Origin of the sequence: Pseudomonas fluorescens (assembly GCF_902497745.1) — a bacterium.
Lineage (GTDB): Bacteria > Pseudomonadota > Gammaproteobacteria > Pseudomonadales > Pseudomonadaceae > Aquipseudomonas > Aquipseudomonas fluorescens_BM.
This window is the reverse complement of the sequence record NZ_CABVHJ010000009.1, coordinates 75,693-92,516: the sequence shown is the minus strand read 5'-3', so window position 1 is coordinate 92,516 and position 16,824 is coordinate 75,693. Positions and strand designations below refer to the sequence as shown.

Here is a 16,824-nt window from a genome sequence, read left to right as displayed (position 1 = left end):
AAGCGGGGAATTGTTGGTGGAATGTGAAGGCCCTTTCGCGAGCAGGCTCGCTCCCACAGGATTTGTGTACGCCGCAGATCCAGTGTGGGAGCGAGCTTGCTCGCGAAGGGGCCAACGCAATCACCGCATCCCCCGAATGAACTCTCAGCGTCAGCCGCCGGTCAGCTAAATAAGCCCCCACTCAAGGCGCGCCATTGCATGCACATCTCCCTCACCGGACAAGTAGCCCTGATCACCGGCGCCAGCTCCGGCATCGGTCACGCGGCCGCCAAAGCCCTGGCCGCAGCCGGCGCGGCGGTGGTCATCAACTACAACCGCCAGGCCGAACCGGCCGAAGCACTGGCCCGGCAGATCATTGCCGAGGGCGGTCAGGCGCTGGCCATCGGCGCCGACGTGTCAAAGGAAGACGAAGTTGAACGACTGTTCGCCGAAACCCTCGACGCCTTCGGCTCGCTGGATATTCTTGTGGCCAACTCGGGTATGCAAAAAGACGCGGCCGCCGTGGACATGACCGTGGACGACTGGAACGCGGTGATCGGCGTCAACCTCACCGGCCAGTTTCTCTGCGCCCGCGCCGCCCTGCGGATCTTCAATCGCCAGGGCATTCGCGAGGACGTGTCCCGCGCGGCCGGCAAGATCATCCACATGAGTTCGGTGCACCAGCGCATCCCCTGGGCAGGGCACGTCAATTACGCCGCATCCAAGGGTGGCGTCGATCAGTTGATGCAGACGCTCGCGCAGGAAGTCAGCCACCAACGCATCCGCATCAACGGTATCGCGCCGGGGGCGATTCGCACGGCGATCAATCAAGACGCCACCGAAGGCGCGGCCGCTGAAAAGCTCCTCGAACTGATTCCCTACGGGCGCATCGGCGATGCTGAGGACGTCGCCAACGCGGTGGTCTTTCTCGCATCGGACGCCTCCGATTACATCGTCGGCACCACCCTGTTTATCGACGGCGGCATGAGCCTCTATCCGGAGTTTCGCGGCAATGGCTGAGCATCACCTGGAACGACAAAGCCCGATCGACGCCCACGGCATCATCGGCGACATGCGCAGTGCGGCGCTGATCAACGACCGAGGCAGCGTGGATTTTTTCTGCTGGCCGGAGTTCGACAGCCCGTCAATTTTCTGTTCGCTGCTGGATACTCCCGACGCGGGGATTTTCCAACTGGCCCCGGACTTGCCCGACGCGCGCCGCGAGCAGATTTACCTGCCTGACACCAATGTCCTGCAAACCCGCTGGCTGAGCGAGCGGGCGGTGGTGGAAGTCACCGATCTGCTGCCCATCGGAGACAGTGATGATGCCCTGCCGCTGCTGATGCGTCGGGTTCGCGTAGTGAGCGGCTCGGCGACTTTCACGATGCGCTGCGCCGTGCGCCACGATTACGCCCGAGCCGACACCCGAGCACAGATGGATCAACAAGACGTGACGTTCAGCGCTTCTGGCCAACCGACACTGCGCCTGGCTTCGGACCAGCCGATGCAGATCGACGCGCAAGCGGCGGTGGCGCAATTCACACTCAAGCAAGATGAAACGGCGGCGTTCATGCTCGGTGCGACCGATGATCCGCGATTCGCCGAAGGCGCCGGACACTTGTGCATGGAACGCACGCTGAAGTTCTGGCGCGACTGGATCGGTCAGTCGATTTACCGCGGACGCTGGCGCGAAATGGTCAACCGCTCGGCCCTCGCGCTCAAACTGCTGACCTCGCGCAAACACGGCGCCATTCTCGCCGCCGCCACTTTCGGTCTGCCGGAAACGCCGGGCGGCGAGCGCAATTGGGACTACCGCTACACGTGGATTCGCGACGCCTCGTTCACCGTGTACGCGTTCATGCGTCTGGGTTTCGTCGGCGAAGCCAATGCCTATATGGGCTGGCTGCGCGGCAGGGTCAGCGATTGCTGCGGCAAGCCGATGAAGTTGAATATTTTGTACGCCATCGATGGACAGCAAGAATTGCCGGAAACCGAACTGGCTCATTTGTCCGGCCACGGCGGCGCAAAACCGGTGCGCATCGGCAATGGCGCGTATGACCAGATCCAGCTCGACATCTTTGGCGAACTGATGGACGCGGTGTATCTGGTCAACAAGTATGGCGATGCGATTTCTCACGAAGGCTGGCAACACGTGCGCGAAGTGGTCGACCAAGTCTGTGAGACCTGGCAGACCACCGATGTCGGCATTTGGGAAATGCGCGGTGAGCAGCACCATTTTCTGCACTCACGGCTGATGTGCTGGGTGGCACTGGACCGGGCGATCCGACTGGCCTCGAAACGTTCGCTGCCCGCACCGTTCGCGCAATGGGACCAGACTCGGCAAGCGATTTACGCCGACATCTGGAACAACTTCTGGAATGAGGAGCGCGGGCATTTCGTCCAGTACAAGGGCGGCACGGCGCTGGATGGCTCGATGTTGTTGATGCCGCTGGTGCGTTTCGTCAGTGCCAAGGATCCGCGTTGGCTCTCGACCCTCGAAGCCATCGAAAAGACCTTGGTCCGTGATGGGATGGTTTATCGCTATCGCAATGACGACAGCAATATCGATGGCCTGGCCGGCACCGAAGGCGCGTTTGCGGCGTGTTCGTTCTGGTACGTCGAATGCCTGGCCCGCGCCGGGCAGGTGGAAAAAGCGCATCTGGAGTTTGAACAATTGCTGAGGTACGCCAATCCGCTGGGCCTGTACGCCGAGGAGTTCGACAGCCATGGGCGGCATCTGGGCAATACGCCGCAAGCGCTGACACATCTGGCGCTGATCAGTGCGGCGAGTTTTCTGGATCGGCGCTTGAGCGGGGAAAAGAGTGAGTGGCAGCCGTAATTGTCACCAAAGGCTGTAGGAAATAGTCCGCATCAACAGCCAATTGTAGGACTGACACCTACGCAAAAGCAGGCTCACTTCTACCCCCTATGGCGAGGGAGCTTGCTCCCGCCGGGTCGCGAAGCAGCCCTGAAACCTGACTCTCCAATCCCATTGAAGCACCGGATTGCCTGACTTTGCGCCTGCTGTGCAGCCAAGCGGGAGCAAACTCCCTCAGCACAGCTTTCAACGGCCATAAGACTACAAATGGTCAACATCCCCTGAACCGTGCCTGCCCTGCAACTCGCAGTCACACCCGGAAATACCCTGTTGCCAGCTGTTACATCCCCCCCTACCATCCACCGCAACGGGCACAGCGGAGCTGTCCAATAAAACCCGAATTCAAGGAACCAGAATGTCCCAGCACGTCCAGCGCACCATCGAAACGCCCCTTCGCAGCGGCCTGACCCGCACCCAACTCTGGGAAGCCGCGGACAAAGGCCTGATCAAGTGCTGGGAAATCGGCCGCCAGCGCGCGAACCGCTTCCCCGACCTCGCGCAAAAATGTCTCGCCGGCGAACTGCCCGTGCTCGGCTGGAAAGGTGGCGTGAGCCGCAGCCTGAAGAAAAACGAAAAATATGGCTCGCTGAAATATCTGGCGCAGTGGCAAGGCCTGCGCGGTGAGGATCTGAATATCGATCTGAGTGAAGAGCGTTCGCTGACCTGTTCACACACGAAAATGGTAGTGACGTTTACCCCGGATCGGAGCAAGTATTTCAATCAGGTGGCGGAAGCTGAGGCGTAAGCGGCGTGCCGATTGCCATCAGTGAAGATCACTGGCAGAAGGTGCTGTTCGAATAAAGGGAACCCGGTATGAGCGGTAAAGCGATTCTGTCCTGCAAAACTGCCAGTCTGACCATTGCCTACGAACAGCACGGCCCGGCCAGCGGCGGTTCGGTGATTTTGCTCCACGGCTTTCCTTACTCCCCTCGCGCGTATGACGAGATCGCCCCGGCGCTCGCCGCAGCGGGTTACCACGTCATCGTGCCGTACTTGCGCGGCTACGGGCCGACCCGGTTCAACCACCCACAAACATTGCGATCTGGCCAGCAAGCGGCGTTGGCCCAGGATCTGCTGGACTTGATGGATGCACTGTCCATCGAACAGGCCACCCTCTGCGGTTACGATTGGGGCGGTCGCGCGGCGTGCATCGTTGCGGCGTTGTTTCCCGAGCGGGTGCGTGGTCTGGTGACCGGCGATGGCTACAACCTGCAGGACATCCCAAACTCGACGCGACCGCTCGATCCAGAGACTGAGCATCGGCTCTGGTATCAGTATTACTTCCATACGCCGCGTGGCGTTGCAGGCCTGAGGCAAAATCGTCGGGAGTTCTGTGAGTGGCTCTGGAAGCTGTGGTCACCGACCTGGTCGCGCAATGCCGAGCGGTATCCCCTGACTGCGCCGGCCTTCGACAACCCTGATTTCGTCGACGTGGTGACCCACTCCTATCGACATCGGTTCATGTATGTCGCGGGCGATCCGGGGCTTGAATCGATGGAGAAGGCACTGACTCGGCAACCCTCGATCAGCGTGCCGACCATTTCCCTGTGCGGCGCTGACGACGGCGTTGGCCCGGCACCGGAAGACGATGAAGACGCAGAGCACTTCACCGGTTTCTATGAGCGGCGCGTGCTGGCCGGGGTCGGCCACAACATTCCTGAAGAAGCGCCGCAGGAAACCCTCAAGGCATTGCTGGATCTGTTGTAGCGCTGACCGAAAAGCGCTCGCGATAGGCCTGCGGTGTCACGCCAATCGCCCGCAGAAAACTGCGGCGCAAGGTTTCTTCGCTGCCAAACCCGCAATTGGCGGCGATGCGTTTGACCGGTAAACCAGTGTCGCTGAGCAATCGGCGGGCCGTCTCGACGCGGATCAGTTCAATCGCTCGCGCCGGGGTCTGGCCGGTGTCGGCGCGGTAGTGGCGGACGAAGCTGCGTTCGCTCATCCCGGCTTGTTCGGCGAGGGTCGGGATGCCGAGGTCGCAGGTGAGGTTTTCGGCGATCCACGCGTGCAACTCATCAAACCGATTGCCCTGATTCTGCAACGACAAAGTCACGCTGAACTGCGATTGCCCACCCGGGCGCTTGAGGAACACCACCAGATGGCGGGCGACGTCCAGTGCGATGTCGCTGCCCAGATCTTCTTCGACCATTGCCAATGCCAGGTCGATGCCGGCGGTGACGCCTGCCGAGGTCCACACCGGGCCGTCATTGATGAAGATCGGATTGGCCTCGACGTGCAAATTCGGGTGCTGCTGCGCCAGTTGCTCGCAGCGGGTCCAGTGCGTAACCACACGGCGACCATCGAGCCAGCCACTGGCGGCGAGGAGAAATGCGCCGGTGCAGACCGAGGCCACGCGCCGACATTTGCCGGCATGCTCGCGCACCCAATCCACCAACAGCACATCTTCGGCCGCCGGATAAATGCCCCAGCCGCCGGCGATGATCAATGTGTCGCTGGCCGCTTTCGGCAAGGGCTCGGCCAACACTGCCAACCCGGCCGACGACATCACCGCCCCGCCACCGCTGGCGATCACGCTCGGCGCATAAGGGATCGCCATGCCGCGCTGACGGGCGATGTCGTTGGCAGAAGCGAATACTTGCAACGGCCCGGTGACGTCGAGAATCTGCATGTTGGCGAACGCAAGTACGTGGATGGCTTTGGGCATTTGGCGTAATTCGTGGGGTTATTGGCGTATGCGCCAGAACCTACGCGCCTACAGTGAAGCCGTCCACCCCTTTTCATGGAGTAAGCACGATGACGCTGCAGATCGGTTTTCTGTTGTTTCCGCAAGTTCAGCAACTTGATTTGACCGGGCCCTATGACGTGCTCGCCTCGCTGCCGGGCGTGCAGGTGCATCTGATCTGGAAGCATCTGATGCCGGTGACCGCCAGCACCGGTCTGCTGCTGAAACCGAGCACCACGTTCGAGGATTGCCCGGATCTGGATGTGATCTGTGTGCCCGGCGGTGGTGGCGTTGGCGCGTTGATGGAAGACGAGGTGACGCTGAACTTCATCAAGCGTCAGGCTGCGCAGGCGAAGTACGTGACATCGGTATGCACCGGCTCGCTGGTGCTCGGTGCGGCGGGCCTGCTGCAAGGCAAGCGCGCGACCACGCATTGGGCGTATCACGATTTGCTGTCGACCTTGGGGGCGATTGCGGTGAAGGATCGGGTGGTGCGTGACGGCAATCTGTTTACCGGTGGCGGGATAACGGCGGGGATTGATTTTGCCTTGGTACTGGCTGAAGAGTTGGTGAGTGCTGACGCGGCACAACTGATCCAGTTGCAATTGGAATATGCCCCGGCGCCGCCGTTCAACTCGGGCAGCCCGGAAACTGCGCCGGGTGCGATTGTCGATGAAGCACGTTTACGTGCAGCGCCATCGCTGAAGCTGCGCACGGAAATCACCGAGCGTGCTGCCGCCAAACTGAACTTGGGTTGATCCCACGCCAAACGCAAAACCCTTTCTGGAATACTAATCCCCTGTGGGAGCGAGCTTGCTCGCGAATGCGGTGTATCAGTCGAAACAACTATTGCCTGTCACACCGCTTTCGCGAGCAAGCTCGCTCCCACATTGGGATTTATGTTTGGCCAACGGTATTGGAGTTGTCCCGGTTTGCCGCCACACCTTCACTTGTCCCCACGCCCCCACCCGTGTAGAAAGCCCTTCCACAAATTCTGCACAGGGACTTTCGATGAAGGCATTGCCATGGCTCTATCTGGCGCTTCTCAGCCTCGGTTATGGATGGGCGCTGAGCTACGGTCACCTCGGCTGGCTGGCGTTGACTTCCATCGGGCTGCTGGTGTTCGCCGGTTTTGCCGTTCGCCAGCAACAGGTGCCGGTCGCACGTTTTCTCGGTCATGGCCTGTTTATCGTGCTGGCTTTGGCGCTGGCTCTGCACTGGCTACCGGGTTTCGCCAACGGGCGCGCCATCGATCCGCAGCGCTTTACCGACAACGCCGTGCCGTTCGCGATGTACCTGAATCTTGATAAACCGCTGGTTGGCTTCTGGCTGTTGCTGGTTTGCCCATGGATTGTCGGGCGACGTTCGTTGCGCCTCAGCGTGTACGCCACCGCCCTCGCCCTGACGCTGAGCGCGATTATGGCCCTCGGCGGCGCGCTGTTGCTGGGTGTGATTGCCTGGGCGCCGAAGTGGCCGGATCAGGCATGGCTGTGGGTGCTGAACAACCTGCTGCTGGTGACCTTGGTCGAAGAAGCTTTGTTTCGCGGCTATATACAGGGTGGCCTCAGTCAACGCTTCAAACACCTGCCGTACGGTGAAAACCTCGCCCTGCTGCTGGCCTCGTTGCTGTTTGGTCTGGTGCACGCCGGTGCGGGCTGGACTTGGGTGTTGCTGGCAGGCCTGGCCGGGGTCGGCTATGGTCTGGCCTATCGTTTTGGCGGGCTCGGTGCGGCGATCGCCACACATTTCGGCCTGAACCTGCTGCATTTCGGTTTGTTCACCTATCCGATGCTCGCCGGCTGAAGCAAGCGCCGTTTTGCGACGGCGTGCTGATTATTGAAAAAAAATTTCAATAAAAAGCTGTCACCGCCGACAACCTTTCAAAGCCTTGCGGATTGAAAAACCATGCGTAACAACCAGCCCATTACACAACGCGAACGGACTTTCCCGGCTCAGCAGCGGTTGATCTCCACAACCGACGCCAAGGGCGTGATCACCTACTGCAACGACGCTTTCGTCGAAATCAGCGGGTTTTCGCGTGAAGAGCTGATCCGTGCGCCGCACAACCTGGTCCGTCACCCCGACGTACCGGCGGCGGTGTTTTCGCATATGTGGGGCACACTGAAACAAGGCTTGCCATGGATGGGCATTGTCAAGAATCGCTGCAAGACCGGTGACCATTACTGGGTTAACGCCTATGTCACACCGGTGTTCGACGGCAATCAGGTGGTCGGTTACGAGTCGGTGCGGATCAAACCCACCGCTGAACAGATCCGCCGTGCCGAAGCGCTCTACCAACGCATCAACCAAGGCAAGTCGGCGATCCCTTCCAGCGATAAATGGCTGCCGGTGCTGCAAGACTGGCTGCCGTTCATTCTGGTCAGCCAACTGAGCTTCGTGATCGGCGTGACCCTGAACTCGCAGTGGGGCTTCGCCCTCGCCGCCGGTCTGTCGGTACCGCTGGGCCTGATGGGCCTGCAATGGCAGCAACGCGGGCTCAAACGCCTGCTGCGCCTGGCCGAGCAGACCACCTCCGACCCGCTGATCGCGCAGATGTACACCGACAGCCGTGGCGCCCAGGCGCGTCTGGAAATGTCGATCCTCAGCCAGGAAGCACGCCTGAAAACCTGCCTGACCCGCCTGCAGGACACCGCCGAACACCTGACAGATCAGGCCAAACAGTCCGACGCCCTGGCGCACAAAAGCTCCACCGGTCTGGAACGTCAGCGCGTGGAAACCGAACAGGTCGCCACCGCCGTCAACCAGATGGCCGCGACCACTCAGGAAGTGGCGAGCCACGTACAGCGCACTGCTGACGCCACTCAGGAAGCCAATCGTCTGACCGGTCGCGGTCGTGACATCGCCGGGGAAACCCGCGAAGCCATTCAGCGTTTGTCCGTGGTGGTTGGGGAAACCGGTTTGACCGTCACCCAACTGGCCAAGGACAGCGATGAAATCGGCGGCGTGGTCGACGTGATCAAAGGTATCGCCGACCAGACCAACCTGCTGGCACTCAACGCCGCCATCGAAGCGGCCCGTGCCGGCGAGATGGGCCGTGGATTTGCCGTGGTGGCTGATGAAGTTCGTCAACTGGCACAGCGCACCAGTGAATCGACCGGGCAGATTCACGCCCTGATCGCCAAGTTGCAGCAGACAGCTTCGAGTGCCGTGCAGACCATGGAAGCCGGGCATCGTCAGGCCGAGGAAGGTGTGGCGCGAGTGCTGGAAGCGGATCAGGCATTGGTCGGCATCAGTCAAGCGGTAGCCAACATCACCGACATGACCACGCAGATCGCTGCGGCGACGGAAGAGCAAAGTGCGGTGGCTGAAGAGATCAGCCGCAACATCAGCAATATTTCGGAGTTGGCGGATCAAACGTCGGAGCAAGCGCATAACTCGGCGTTGTTGAGTGAAGAGCTGACGAAAACGGCGAATACGCAGTACTCGTTGGTGGAGCGGTTTAACCGCTGATTGATGTGGTGATGACAAAAACCCGGACAGCGAGAGCTTCCGGGTTTTTTGTTGTGTCAGTGAAATTACCCAACCCGGGGTTCGGTTTGAGTTGAGCTGCGCATGAAGAGCTCAGTCACTCATTTCGCCACAACCGCCGACCCGAGGAATCTAATACCCAAGGTGCACTTCTTTAATAAATCCTGTGTTGGACATTCCAAAATCAACCCACAAAATATTGCAACTGTCTACTGTCAGACCTGACAGTAGACAGTCAACTTTCATGGGTTTATTTATAAATCGTCGAACAAACACTCGCAATTGTTCACACGATAAGACCAAGGAGTTGAAGATGACTGCACAACTTATTTACATACCGAAAACAGATCTTACTCAGAAGCAGGGAAATGTCCTCACTTGGCAATTCGGCACCAATCCCGAAACGACGGCCGTAAAAACGTTTTTTGATCTACACCATTTTATTCCGACAGGCGAAAAGAACTGGTCAATCTCAGGATCGACAGGAACGCTGGAGGACGAAAATATCTTTCTTTACCTTTTCTCGATCCCCTATACCAATGACGCCCCGTTCAATAAAACCTATACGTTGAACGATGGACTGAGATTCCAGCACGGCCACTCATCGCCTGGGCCGTCTGGATTTTATGGATTCACCTACGTTGATGCTGATGAGGCCACAGTCAATATCGACATCCATCCCACCAAGGGGATTGCTAAAGGTACATTTGAAGCAAAGTTTAAAAGTCATGGGTACCGCACACAGCCGAAAGGAACTTTCAACTTGTTAAGAGATGATTTGTAATCTTCTTCGAACAACGCTTCGACCCGCTCTGCCATAAAAAAATGCTTCAGTGACAGGCAATCGATATAGCACACCTTATAGCCGTGTAACGTTTTCGCGAAGAGTCTCACTCCTACATTGGATCTGCGGTGGTCACCGATTATGTGCCCGACGACAATCCCCTGTAGGAGTGAGCCTGCTCGCGATGCGGCCGAAACGGCCAACGACTTTATTGAGGAGGCAACTTCAGCTTATCCAGCAGTCGATTGACCAACAGTTCGTTGAGCATGATCACCTGTTGCAGCGCCAGCAGCGGTTTGCGCTCCGGGCCGCCGATTGAGTTGGCGATATTGCCGGCCATGGCATGGGCGTATGAAAGCGACTCGCTCGCCTCGACCAGCAGGGTTTCGTCATCCAGCGTGGGGTCGACGAGATAGACGGGGCGAAATTTTGGCGAGCTTGGTGGAGCCCCCAGGGCTTCGGGTCGGAGGTAGTAGTCGAGGGCGCGGTTGGTTGCCTCTTTGACCTTTTGCGGGTCAAGCGCGGGGTCGTGAGGGATTGGATCGGTGGGCGGTGGATTTGGCGTGATTTTGAACATGGATGAAACTCCTATCGCAGTTTAAGGAGCCATCACCCTCGCTACCAAACGAGTGGGTGGTGGCCATACGCGGGTTGGTAGACCGGCTGCAATAGGAACCCGGCGCTCACGAGTGAGCCCCACGCATGACCACCATAAAGCCGAGCCTCAAGAAAGAAGCTCCATAAGGTGTTGCCACACAGCCATTACAGACGGGCTACCAAACCCGATCACTGATTTGCAGTGACAGGGAACGATACAACCCACCTCATAGCCGCGTAAGCCGGTGGATTCTGGCGTACGCGTAGGTAACGGCGCAAGGTGTTGTAGGCCCTGCGGCGTAACGGGTTGTGTAATTTAAACGAGCGCTCAGGATTGCGTTTGCAGGCAGAAAAAGCGGGAAGTCGGCCTGTGATTTAAATGTTGTCTGTGATGCCGCTTTCGCGAGCAAGCTCGCTCCCACATTTGGACCGGGTGCATCAGTAAGAGGTTGGTCAGTCGTCAGGCCGTCATCGCGAGCAGGCTCACTCCTACATTGGATCTGCGGTGGTCACCGATTATGTGCCCGACGACAATCCCCTGTAGGAGTGAGCCTGCTCGCGATGCGGCCGAAACGGCCAACGACTTTATTGAGGAGGCAACTTCAGCTTATCCAGCAGTCGATTGACCAACAGCTCGTTGAGCATGATCACCTGTTGCAGCGCCAGCAGCGGTTTGCGTTCCGGGCCGCCGATTGAGTTGGCGATGTTACCGGCCATAGCGTGGGCGTATGAAAGCGACTCGCTCGCCTCGACCAGCAGGGTTTCGTCGTCCAGCGTGGGGTCGACGAGATAGACGGGGCGAAATTTTGGCGAGCTTGGTGGAGCCCCCAGGGCTTCGGGTCGGAGGTAGTAGTCGAGGGCGCGGTCGATTGCTTCTTTTGTCTTTTGAGACTCAAGCGTTGGGTCGTGAGGGATTGGGTCTGTGCCCGGAGGGTTTGGTGTGGCTTTGAACATAAATATCTAATTCCTGAACAAGGGCCGCGACCGTTCTCTACTAAAAGAAGGGTGGCGGCTGTGCGCAGGTTAGTAGACCGGAGGAATTAGCAAGACCGGCGCGCTCGAAAGCGCCCTGAGCACAGCCACCATTGAGTGCAGGCAAATACGCCTGACTTAATGGGACCTATGCACTTACTAAAACCATACGGGCTACTAAACCCGACCACTGATGGGCAGTGGCAGGGAAACGATATAGCCCGAGCCATGGTCGTGTAAGCCGGCGGATTCTGGCGTACGCGTAGGTAACGGCGCAAGGTGTTGTAGCCGTTATGGCGTAACGGTTCGTGTACTTTAAACGCGCTCACGGAATCATGTTTACGCGCAGGAAATGCTGGGCAGTGAGCGCTTCCAGTTTTTTATCGTGTCAGCGAAATAGCCCCTCACCCTAACCCTCTCCCAGAGGGAGAGGGGACTGAACCGAGGTGTTTGGGAGAGCTACGCCGACGTGCAATACCAAGTCGAACTTAGATTCTGAAACAGATCAAAAGCCCCTCACCCTAGCCCTCTCCCAGAGGGAGAGGGGACTGATCGAGGTGTTTGGATGAGGTACGCCGACGTGCGATACCGCGTTGAACGCAAATTCTGAAAAGCCCACAAATCGGCTCCCTCTCCCTCGGGAGAGGGCTGGGCGGGCGGCGTTCCGATGAGGGGCAAATCCAACACAAATCAAAAGCTGAAACACCGTGCTTTTCACCACTCAATAGGCCGAGTGTCAGCTCGCCTGCTTTTGATCTTGATTCGAGGGCGACGTCGGAAGGCTGAGTGGAGGGATTGATCCGGGGGTGGGAGCGCAGCGACCGTTCGACGCAGTCGAACACAGCGGGAGTAGGTGCAGCGAAGCAAACCGTAGGCGCTGCGCCCGGATCGATTCCGCAGCGAAGGAACCCCGAGCCCCAGCGAGCGGGCCGCACGTAGGAGCAAGCCTTTTTGGTTACTTTTTCGGCGCCTGGAAAAAGTGACCCGCCGTAAGGGCGGAACCCTGAGTGGCCGTTACCGCAGCGACGGATATGTACCCAAAAAAATATGTCGTAGCTGAAATCCATCCCCCTCAACCCCAACCCTCTCCCCCATGGGGGCGAGGGGGAAGGGAGCAGATCTTCATGCAGTTCAAAATCTCAGACCAGCCCGGTCAGCTGCTGAGAAACTCGGCTACTTTCTGCGCAGCGCTGGCCAAATGCTGTTCATGGGTAAACCCGGAAACCTTTAATGGCTTGAGATCATGATCGCCGGCAGCTAACCACGCCACCTCAATACTCGGTGACAAGGTGTAAGCCTCGACAGCCTCACGATTACCCAGCGCATCCCGCTCGCCTTGCACAATCAACGTCCGCGTCTTCAAACCAGCCAAATGCTCAACCCGAGGTTTCTCCGGTTTACCCACTGCATAAAACGGATAGCCCAAACACACCAACGCATCGGCACCCAATTCGTCAGCCAAAAGACTAGCCATCCGCCCGCCCATGGACTTGCCCCCAATGGCCAAAACCCCAGTGACATGACGCCGCACCTCGGCATAAACCTCACGCCAACATTCCTGCAATTTCGCAGCAGGATTCGGCGGCCGCTTCACCCCATCCACCCGCCGCTGCGCCATATAAGGAAACTCAAACCGCAACACATTCACCCCAAGCCCGGCAAGGCGCGCAGCCATATCGTTCATCCAGTCACTGTCCATCGGCGCCCCGGCACCATGGGCCAGGATCAACGTCGCCGAAACCTCACCCGAGGCGGCATCCCAAAACCACCCACGATCACGCACGCACTGCGCCCATTGATCCCCGTCAATACTGGCCTTGTGCTGTTTGTCCATGCTTGCCTCGCTTTTAGTCTGCCTATAACTCCAGACGAAGGATTCGCCGCGTGTCTTGCGCGCGCTCACTTCGGCTGAACCGTGGATGGGGAACCATGAACACTTCTATCAGTACCGCCTACAACTACAAGGTGGTCCGCCAATTCGCCATTATGACGGTGGTGTGGGGCATCGTCGGCATGGGGCTCGGGGTTTTTCTCGCGGCCCAATTGGTCTGGCCCGAACTCAACTTCAATTTGCCCTGGACCAGTTTCGGCCGTCTGCGCCCGCTGCACACCAACGCGGTGATCTTCGCGTTCGGTGGCTGTGCGCTGTTCGCCAGTTCGTTCTACTCGGTGCAACGCACCTGCCAGACCCAGTTGTTTGCACCAAAAATCGCCGCGTTCTGTTTTTGGGGCTGGCAACTGGTGATCCTGTTGGCGGCGATCAGCCTGCCACTGGGTTACACCAGTTCCAAGGAATACGCCGAGCTGGAATGGCCAATCGATATCCTGATCACCATCGTCTGGGTCGCCTACGCCATCGTGTTCTTCGGCACGATCATGCAGCGCAAAACCAAACACATTTATGTGGGCAACTGGTTCTTCGGCGCGTTCATCATCACCGTGGCGATTCTGCACATCGTCAACAACCTTGAGTTGCCGGTGAGTTTCACCAAGTCGTACTCGGTGTACGCCGGTGCAACCGACGCGATGGTGCAGTGGTGGTACGGCCACAACGCCGTAGGCTTTTTCCTCACCGCCGGTTTCCTCGGGATGATGTACTACTTCGTGCCGAAACAGGCCGAGCGCCCGGTGTACTCGTATCGCCTGTCGATCGTGCACTTCTGGGCTTTGATCACCCTGTACATCTGGGCCGGCCCGCACCACTTGCACTACACCGCGCTGCCGGACTGGGCACAGTCGCTGGGCATGGTGATGTCGCTGATTCTGCTGGCGCCGAGCTGGGGCGGCATGATCAACGGCATGATGACCCTCTCGGGCGCCTGGCATAAGTTGCGCAGCGACCCGATCCTGCGCTTCCTTGTGGTCTCGCTGGCGTTCTACGGCATGTCGACCTTCGAAGGTCCGATGATGGCGATCAAAACCGTCAACGCCCTCTCCCACTACACCGACTGGACCATCGGCCACGTACACGCCGGCGCCCTCGGTTGGGTAGCGATGATCTCGATCGGCGCGCTGTACCACATGATCCCGAAAATCTTCGGCAAGGCGCAGATGCACAGCGTCGGTTTGATCAACGCGCACTTCTGGCTCGCGACCATCGGCACCGTGCTCTACATCGCTTCGATGTGGGTCAACGGCATCGCCCAAGGCCTGATGTGGCGCGCGGTGAACGAGGACGGCACGCTGACCTACTCCTTCGTCGAAACCCTGGTGGCCAGCCACCCAGGCTTCGTCGTGCGGCTGATTGGTGGGGCGATCTTCCTCAGCGGCATGTTCCTGATGGCTTACAACACCTGGCGCACCGTGCGGGCCTCGCAGCCTGCTGACGTCGTCGCTGCCGCGCAGATGGCCTGAGGAGTCCGCCATGAAACACGAAACAATTGAAAAGAACGTCGGCCTGCTGATGTTGCTCATGGTCTTTGCCGTGAGCATCGGAGGCCTGACCCAGATCGTCCCGCTGTTCTTCCAGGACGTCACCAATAAACCGGTGGAAGGCATGAAGCCCTACACCGCGCTGCAACTGGAAGGCCGCGACATTTATATCCGCGAAGGCTGCGTCGGTTGCCACTCGCAGATGATCCGGCCGTTCCGCGCCGAAACCGAGCGCTACGGGCATTACTCGGTCGCCGGTGAAAGCGTGTGGGATCACCCGTTCCTGTGGGGTTCGAAACGTACCGGGCCGGATCTGGCCCGGGTCGGCGCGCGCTACTCGGATGACTGGCACCGCGCGCACTTGTACAACCCGCGCAACGTCGTACCGGAATCGAAAATGCCGGCCTACCCGTGGTTGGTCACGCAGGCGGTCGACAGCAGCCACACCGAAACCAAGCTCAAGACCATGCGCACCCTCGGCGTGCCGTACACCGACGACGACATCAGCGGCGCGGTGGCCAGCCTCAAGGGCAAGACCGAAATGGACGCCCTAGTCTCCTACCTGCAAGTGCTCGGCACTGCGATCAAGAGCAAGAGGTGAGCACGATGATCATTGAAATGAGTGCAGGCCTGATTCGTGGCCTCGGCACGGTCGTGGTGTTCGTCGCCTTCGTCGGTTTGACCTTGTGGGTGTTCAACCGCAAGCGCACTCCGGAATTCGCCGAAGCACGTCTGCTGCCGTTCGCCGACGAGCCGCAAGCCGAAATAACCCAAGCAAATGAGACAAGGAGTACCCGGCCATGACCACCTTCTGGAGTACGTGGATCTGCGTACTGACCATCGGCAGCCTGATCGGCCTGACGTGGCTGCTGATCGGCACCCGCCGGGGCGAAACCAAGGGCAGCGTCGACCAGACCATGGGCCACAGCTTCGACGGCATCGAGGAGTACGACAACCCGCTGCCGCAGTGGTGGTTCATGCTGTTCGCCGGCACGCTGGTGTTTTCCGTGGGCTATCTGATCCTCTATCCTGGCCTGGGCAACTGGAAAGGCATCCTGCCGGGTTACGAGGATGGCTGGACCGGCGTGCACGAGTGGGAAAAGGAGATGAACAAAGCCGATGCCAAATTCGGCCCGATCTTCGCCAAGTTCGCCGCCATGCCGGTGGAAGAAGTGGCGAAGGACCCTCAGGCGCTGAAAATGGGTGGCCGTCTGTTCGCCTCCAACTGCTCGGTGTGCCACGGCTCCGACGCCAAAGGTGCGTTCGGCTTCCCTAACCTTGCCGACAGCGACTGGCGCTGGGGCGGCGACGCCGACACTATCAAGACCACCATCATGGGTGGCCGGATGGCGGCGATGCCGGCCTGGGGCGAAGTGCTCGGCGAGGCCGGAGTGAAAAACGTGGCCGCTTATGTGCGTCACGAGCTGGCCGGTCTGCCACTACCTGCCGACAACAAGGCTGACCTGCAAGCGGGACAGCAAGCGTTCAGCACCACTTGCGTTGCCTGTCATGGGGCAACCGGCCAAGGCACTGAAGCCATGGGCGCGCCGAATCTGACGCACCCGGCCGGGTTTATCTACGGCACCAGCCTGACGCAACTGGAACAGACCATTCGCCATGGTCGCCAGGGTCATATGCCGGCGCAAAACGAGCTGCTGGGTAACGATAAAGTGCAATTGCTGGCCGCTTATGTGTACAGCCTATCGCACGGATTGAATACAGAAAAACTGATTACTGAAGACAGCAAGAAGTAATCATTGCGTACACCCCTGCCGCACCATTCTCGGTGCGGCAGCATCCAGCCCCTTTGCGACGCATTGTCGCACCCCTTCACACCCTCTCCTTTCGGTTCCTCTGATTCGGGTCTACGCTTGCTCGATGCGGACTGGCTTGTGCCGGTTCCAGGTCAACGCTGACTGCTGTGTTCTGCGAACCGGCTGACTGATGTGGCCGCAAACGCCGGTAGATACCGGCTGTCGTGCGATTTACCGTCCGTCACCCGAACCGAGCGTTTGAACACACCCCGTTACAAGCGACCTGAACCCCTCGCTTTTTTCGTCCGCTGCGACA

Annotated in this window: 16 protein-coding genes; 12 read left to right on the top strand and 4 right to left on the bottom strand. The window is 59.1% G+C overall.

Going from position 1 to position 16,824, the window contains the following annotated elements:
• Nucleotides 1-198 precede the first annotated feature (198 nt).
• From F8N44_RS15900 to F8N44_RS15885, 4 genes are all read left to right on the top strand, one after another.
• Entirely contained in the window at nt 199-999 is an 801-nt protein-coding gene (locus F8N44_RS15900) for a glucose 1-dehydrogenase (RefSeq protein WP_150650967.1), read from the top strand.
• Nucleotides 992-2,818 (top strand): glycoside hydrolase family 15 protein, encoded by a 1,827-nt coding sequence (locus F8N44_RS15895; RefSeq protein WP_150650966.1) that lies wholly within the window; start codon nt 992-994, stop codon nt 2,816-2,818. Before F8N44_RS15900 ends, F8N44_RS15895 begins: the two co-directional genes overlap by 8 nt.
• Before the next feature lie 394 nt (nt 2,819-3,212).
• A complete protein-coding gene (locus F8N44_RS15890; RefSeq protein ID WP_150650965.1) occupies nt 3,213-3,602 on the top strand; it encodes a hypothetical protein in 390 nt (129 codons plus the stop codon).
• Nucleotides 3,603-3,670: 68 nt separating this feature from the next.
• Nucleotides 3,671-4,564, top strand: coding sequence for an alpha/beta fold hydrolase (locus F8N44_RS15885; protein ID WP_150650964.1), 894 nt, complete (start codon nt 3,671-3,673; stop codon nt 4,562-4,564).
• On the opposite strand, the gene F8N44_RS15880 is transcribed toward F8N44_RS15885, so the two are convergent.
• A complete protein-coding gene (locus F8N44_RS15880; protein ID WP_150650963.1) occupies nt 4,539-5,522 on the bottom strand; it encodes a GlxA family transcriptional regulator in 984 nt (327 codons plus the stop codon). The genes F8N44_RS15885 and F8N44_RS15880 overlap by 26 nt on opposite strands.
• 89 nt (nt 5,523-5,611) lie before the next feature.
• On the opposite strand from F8N44_RS15880, the gene inhA reads away from it, so the two are divergent.
• The 4 genes from inhA (at nt 5,612) to F8N44_RS15855 (ending at nt 9,813) form a co-directional block, all read left to right on the top strand.
• The gene (gene inhA, locus F8N44_RS15875; RefSeq protein ID WP_150650962.1) at nt 5,612-6,298 is read left to right on the top strand and encodes an isonitrile hydratase; all 687 of its coding nucleotides are present in this window, start codon (nt 5,612-5,614) and stop codon (nt 6,296-6,298) included.
• A 253-nt stretch (nt 6,299-6,551) separates the two neighbouring features.
• Complete coding sequence (locus F8N44_RS15865) at nt 6,552-7,343, top strand: CPBP family intramembrane glutamic endopeptidase (protein WP_150650960.1); 792 nt, start codon at nt 6,552-6,554, stop codon at nt 7,341-7,343.
• 102 nt (nt 7,344-7,445) lie between these two features.
• Complete coding sequence (locus F8N44_RS15860) at nt 7,446-9,011, top strand: methyl-accepting chemotaxis protein (RefSeq protein ID WP_150650959.1); 1,566 nt, start codon at nt 7,446-7,448, stop codon at nt 9,009-9,011.
• Nucleotides 9,012-9,342: 331 nt separating this feature from the next.
• On the top strand, nt 9,343-9,813 hold the full coding sequence (locus F8N44_RS15855) for a hypothetical protein (RefSeq protein ID WP_150650958.1): 471 nt from the start codon (nt 9,343-9,345) through the stop codon (nt 9,811-9,813).
• 208 nt (nt 9,814-10,021) lie between these two features.
• On the opposite strand, the gene F8N44_RS15850 is transcribed toward F8N44_RS15855, so the two are convergent.
• The 3 genes from F8N44_RS15850 to F8N44_RS15840 form a co-directional block, all read right to left on the bottom strand.
• Nucleotides 10,022-10,390 carry a DUF6124 family protein gene (locus F8N44_RS15850; RefSeq protein WP_150650957.1) on the bottom strand — a complete coding sequence of 123 codons (369 nt, stop codon included), beginning with the start codon at nt 10,388-10,390 and terminating at the stop codon, nt 10,022-10,024.
• A gap of 605 nt (nt 10,391-10,995) precedes the next feature.
• Nucleotides 10,996-11,364: a DUF6124 family protein gene (locus F8N44_RS15845; protein WP_150650956.1), complete on the bottom strand. Its 369-nt coding sequence runs from the start codon at nt 11,362-11,364 to the stop codon at nt 10,996-10,998.
• A gap of 1,171 nt (nt 11,365-12,535) precedes the next feature.
• Nucleotides 12,536-13,216, bottom strand: coding sequence for an alpha/beta family hydrolase (locus F8N44_RS15840; RefSeq protein ID WP_150650955.1), 681 nt, complete (start codon nt 13,214-13,216; stop codon nt 12,536-12,538).
• A 95-nt stretch (nt 13,217-13,311) separates the two neighbouring features.
• Here F8N44_RS15840 and ccoN point away from each other — a divergent pair, with 95 nt between their 5' ends.
• Genes ccoN through ccoP form a run of 4 tightly spaced genes read left to right on the top strand, consistent with a single transcriptional unit; the run spans nt 13,312 to nt 16,508 of the window.
• Complete coding sequence (gene ccoN / locus F8N44_RS15835; RefSeq protein ID WP_008082029.1) at nt 13,312-14,736, top strand: cytochrome-c oxidase, cbb3-type subunit I; 1,425 nt, start codon at nt 13,312-13,314, stop codon at nt 14,734-14,736.
• A 10-nt stretch (nt 14,737-14,746) separates the two neighbouring features.
• Nucleotides 14,747-15,355: a cytochrome-c oxidase, cbb3-type subunit II gene (ccoO, locus tag F8N44_RS15830; RefSeq protein ID WP_003223389.1), complete on the top strand. Its 609-nt coding sequence runs from the start codon at nt 14,747-14,749 to the stop codon at nt 15,353-15,355.
• 5 nt (nt 15,356-15,360) lie between these two features.
• Complete coding sequence (locus F8N44_RS15825) at nt 15,361-15,558, top strand: cbb3-type cytochrome oxidase subunit 3 (RefSeq protein ID WP_123592872.1); 198 nt, start codon at nt 15,361-15,363, stop codon at nt 15,556-15,558.
• Entirely contained in the window at nt 15,555-16,508 is a 954-nt protein-coding gene (ccoP, locus tag F8N44_RS15820) for a cytochrome-c oxidase, cbb3-type subunit III (RefSeq protein WP_150650954.1), read from the top strand. Before F8N44_RS15825 ends, ccoP begins: the two co-directional genes overlap by 4 nt.
• Nucleotides 16,509-16,824 lie beyond the last annotated feature (316 nt).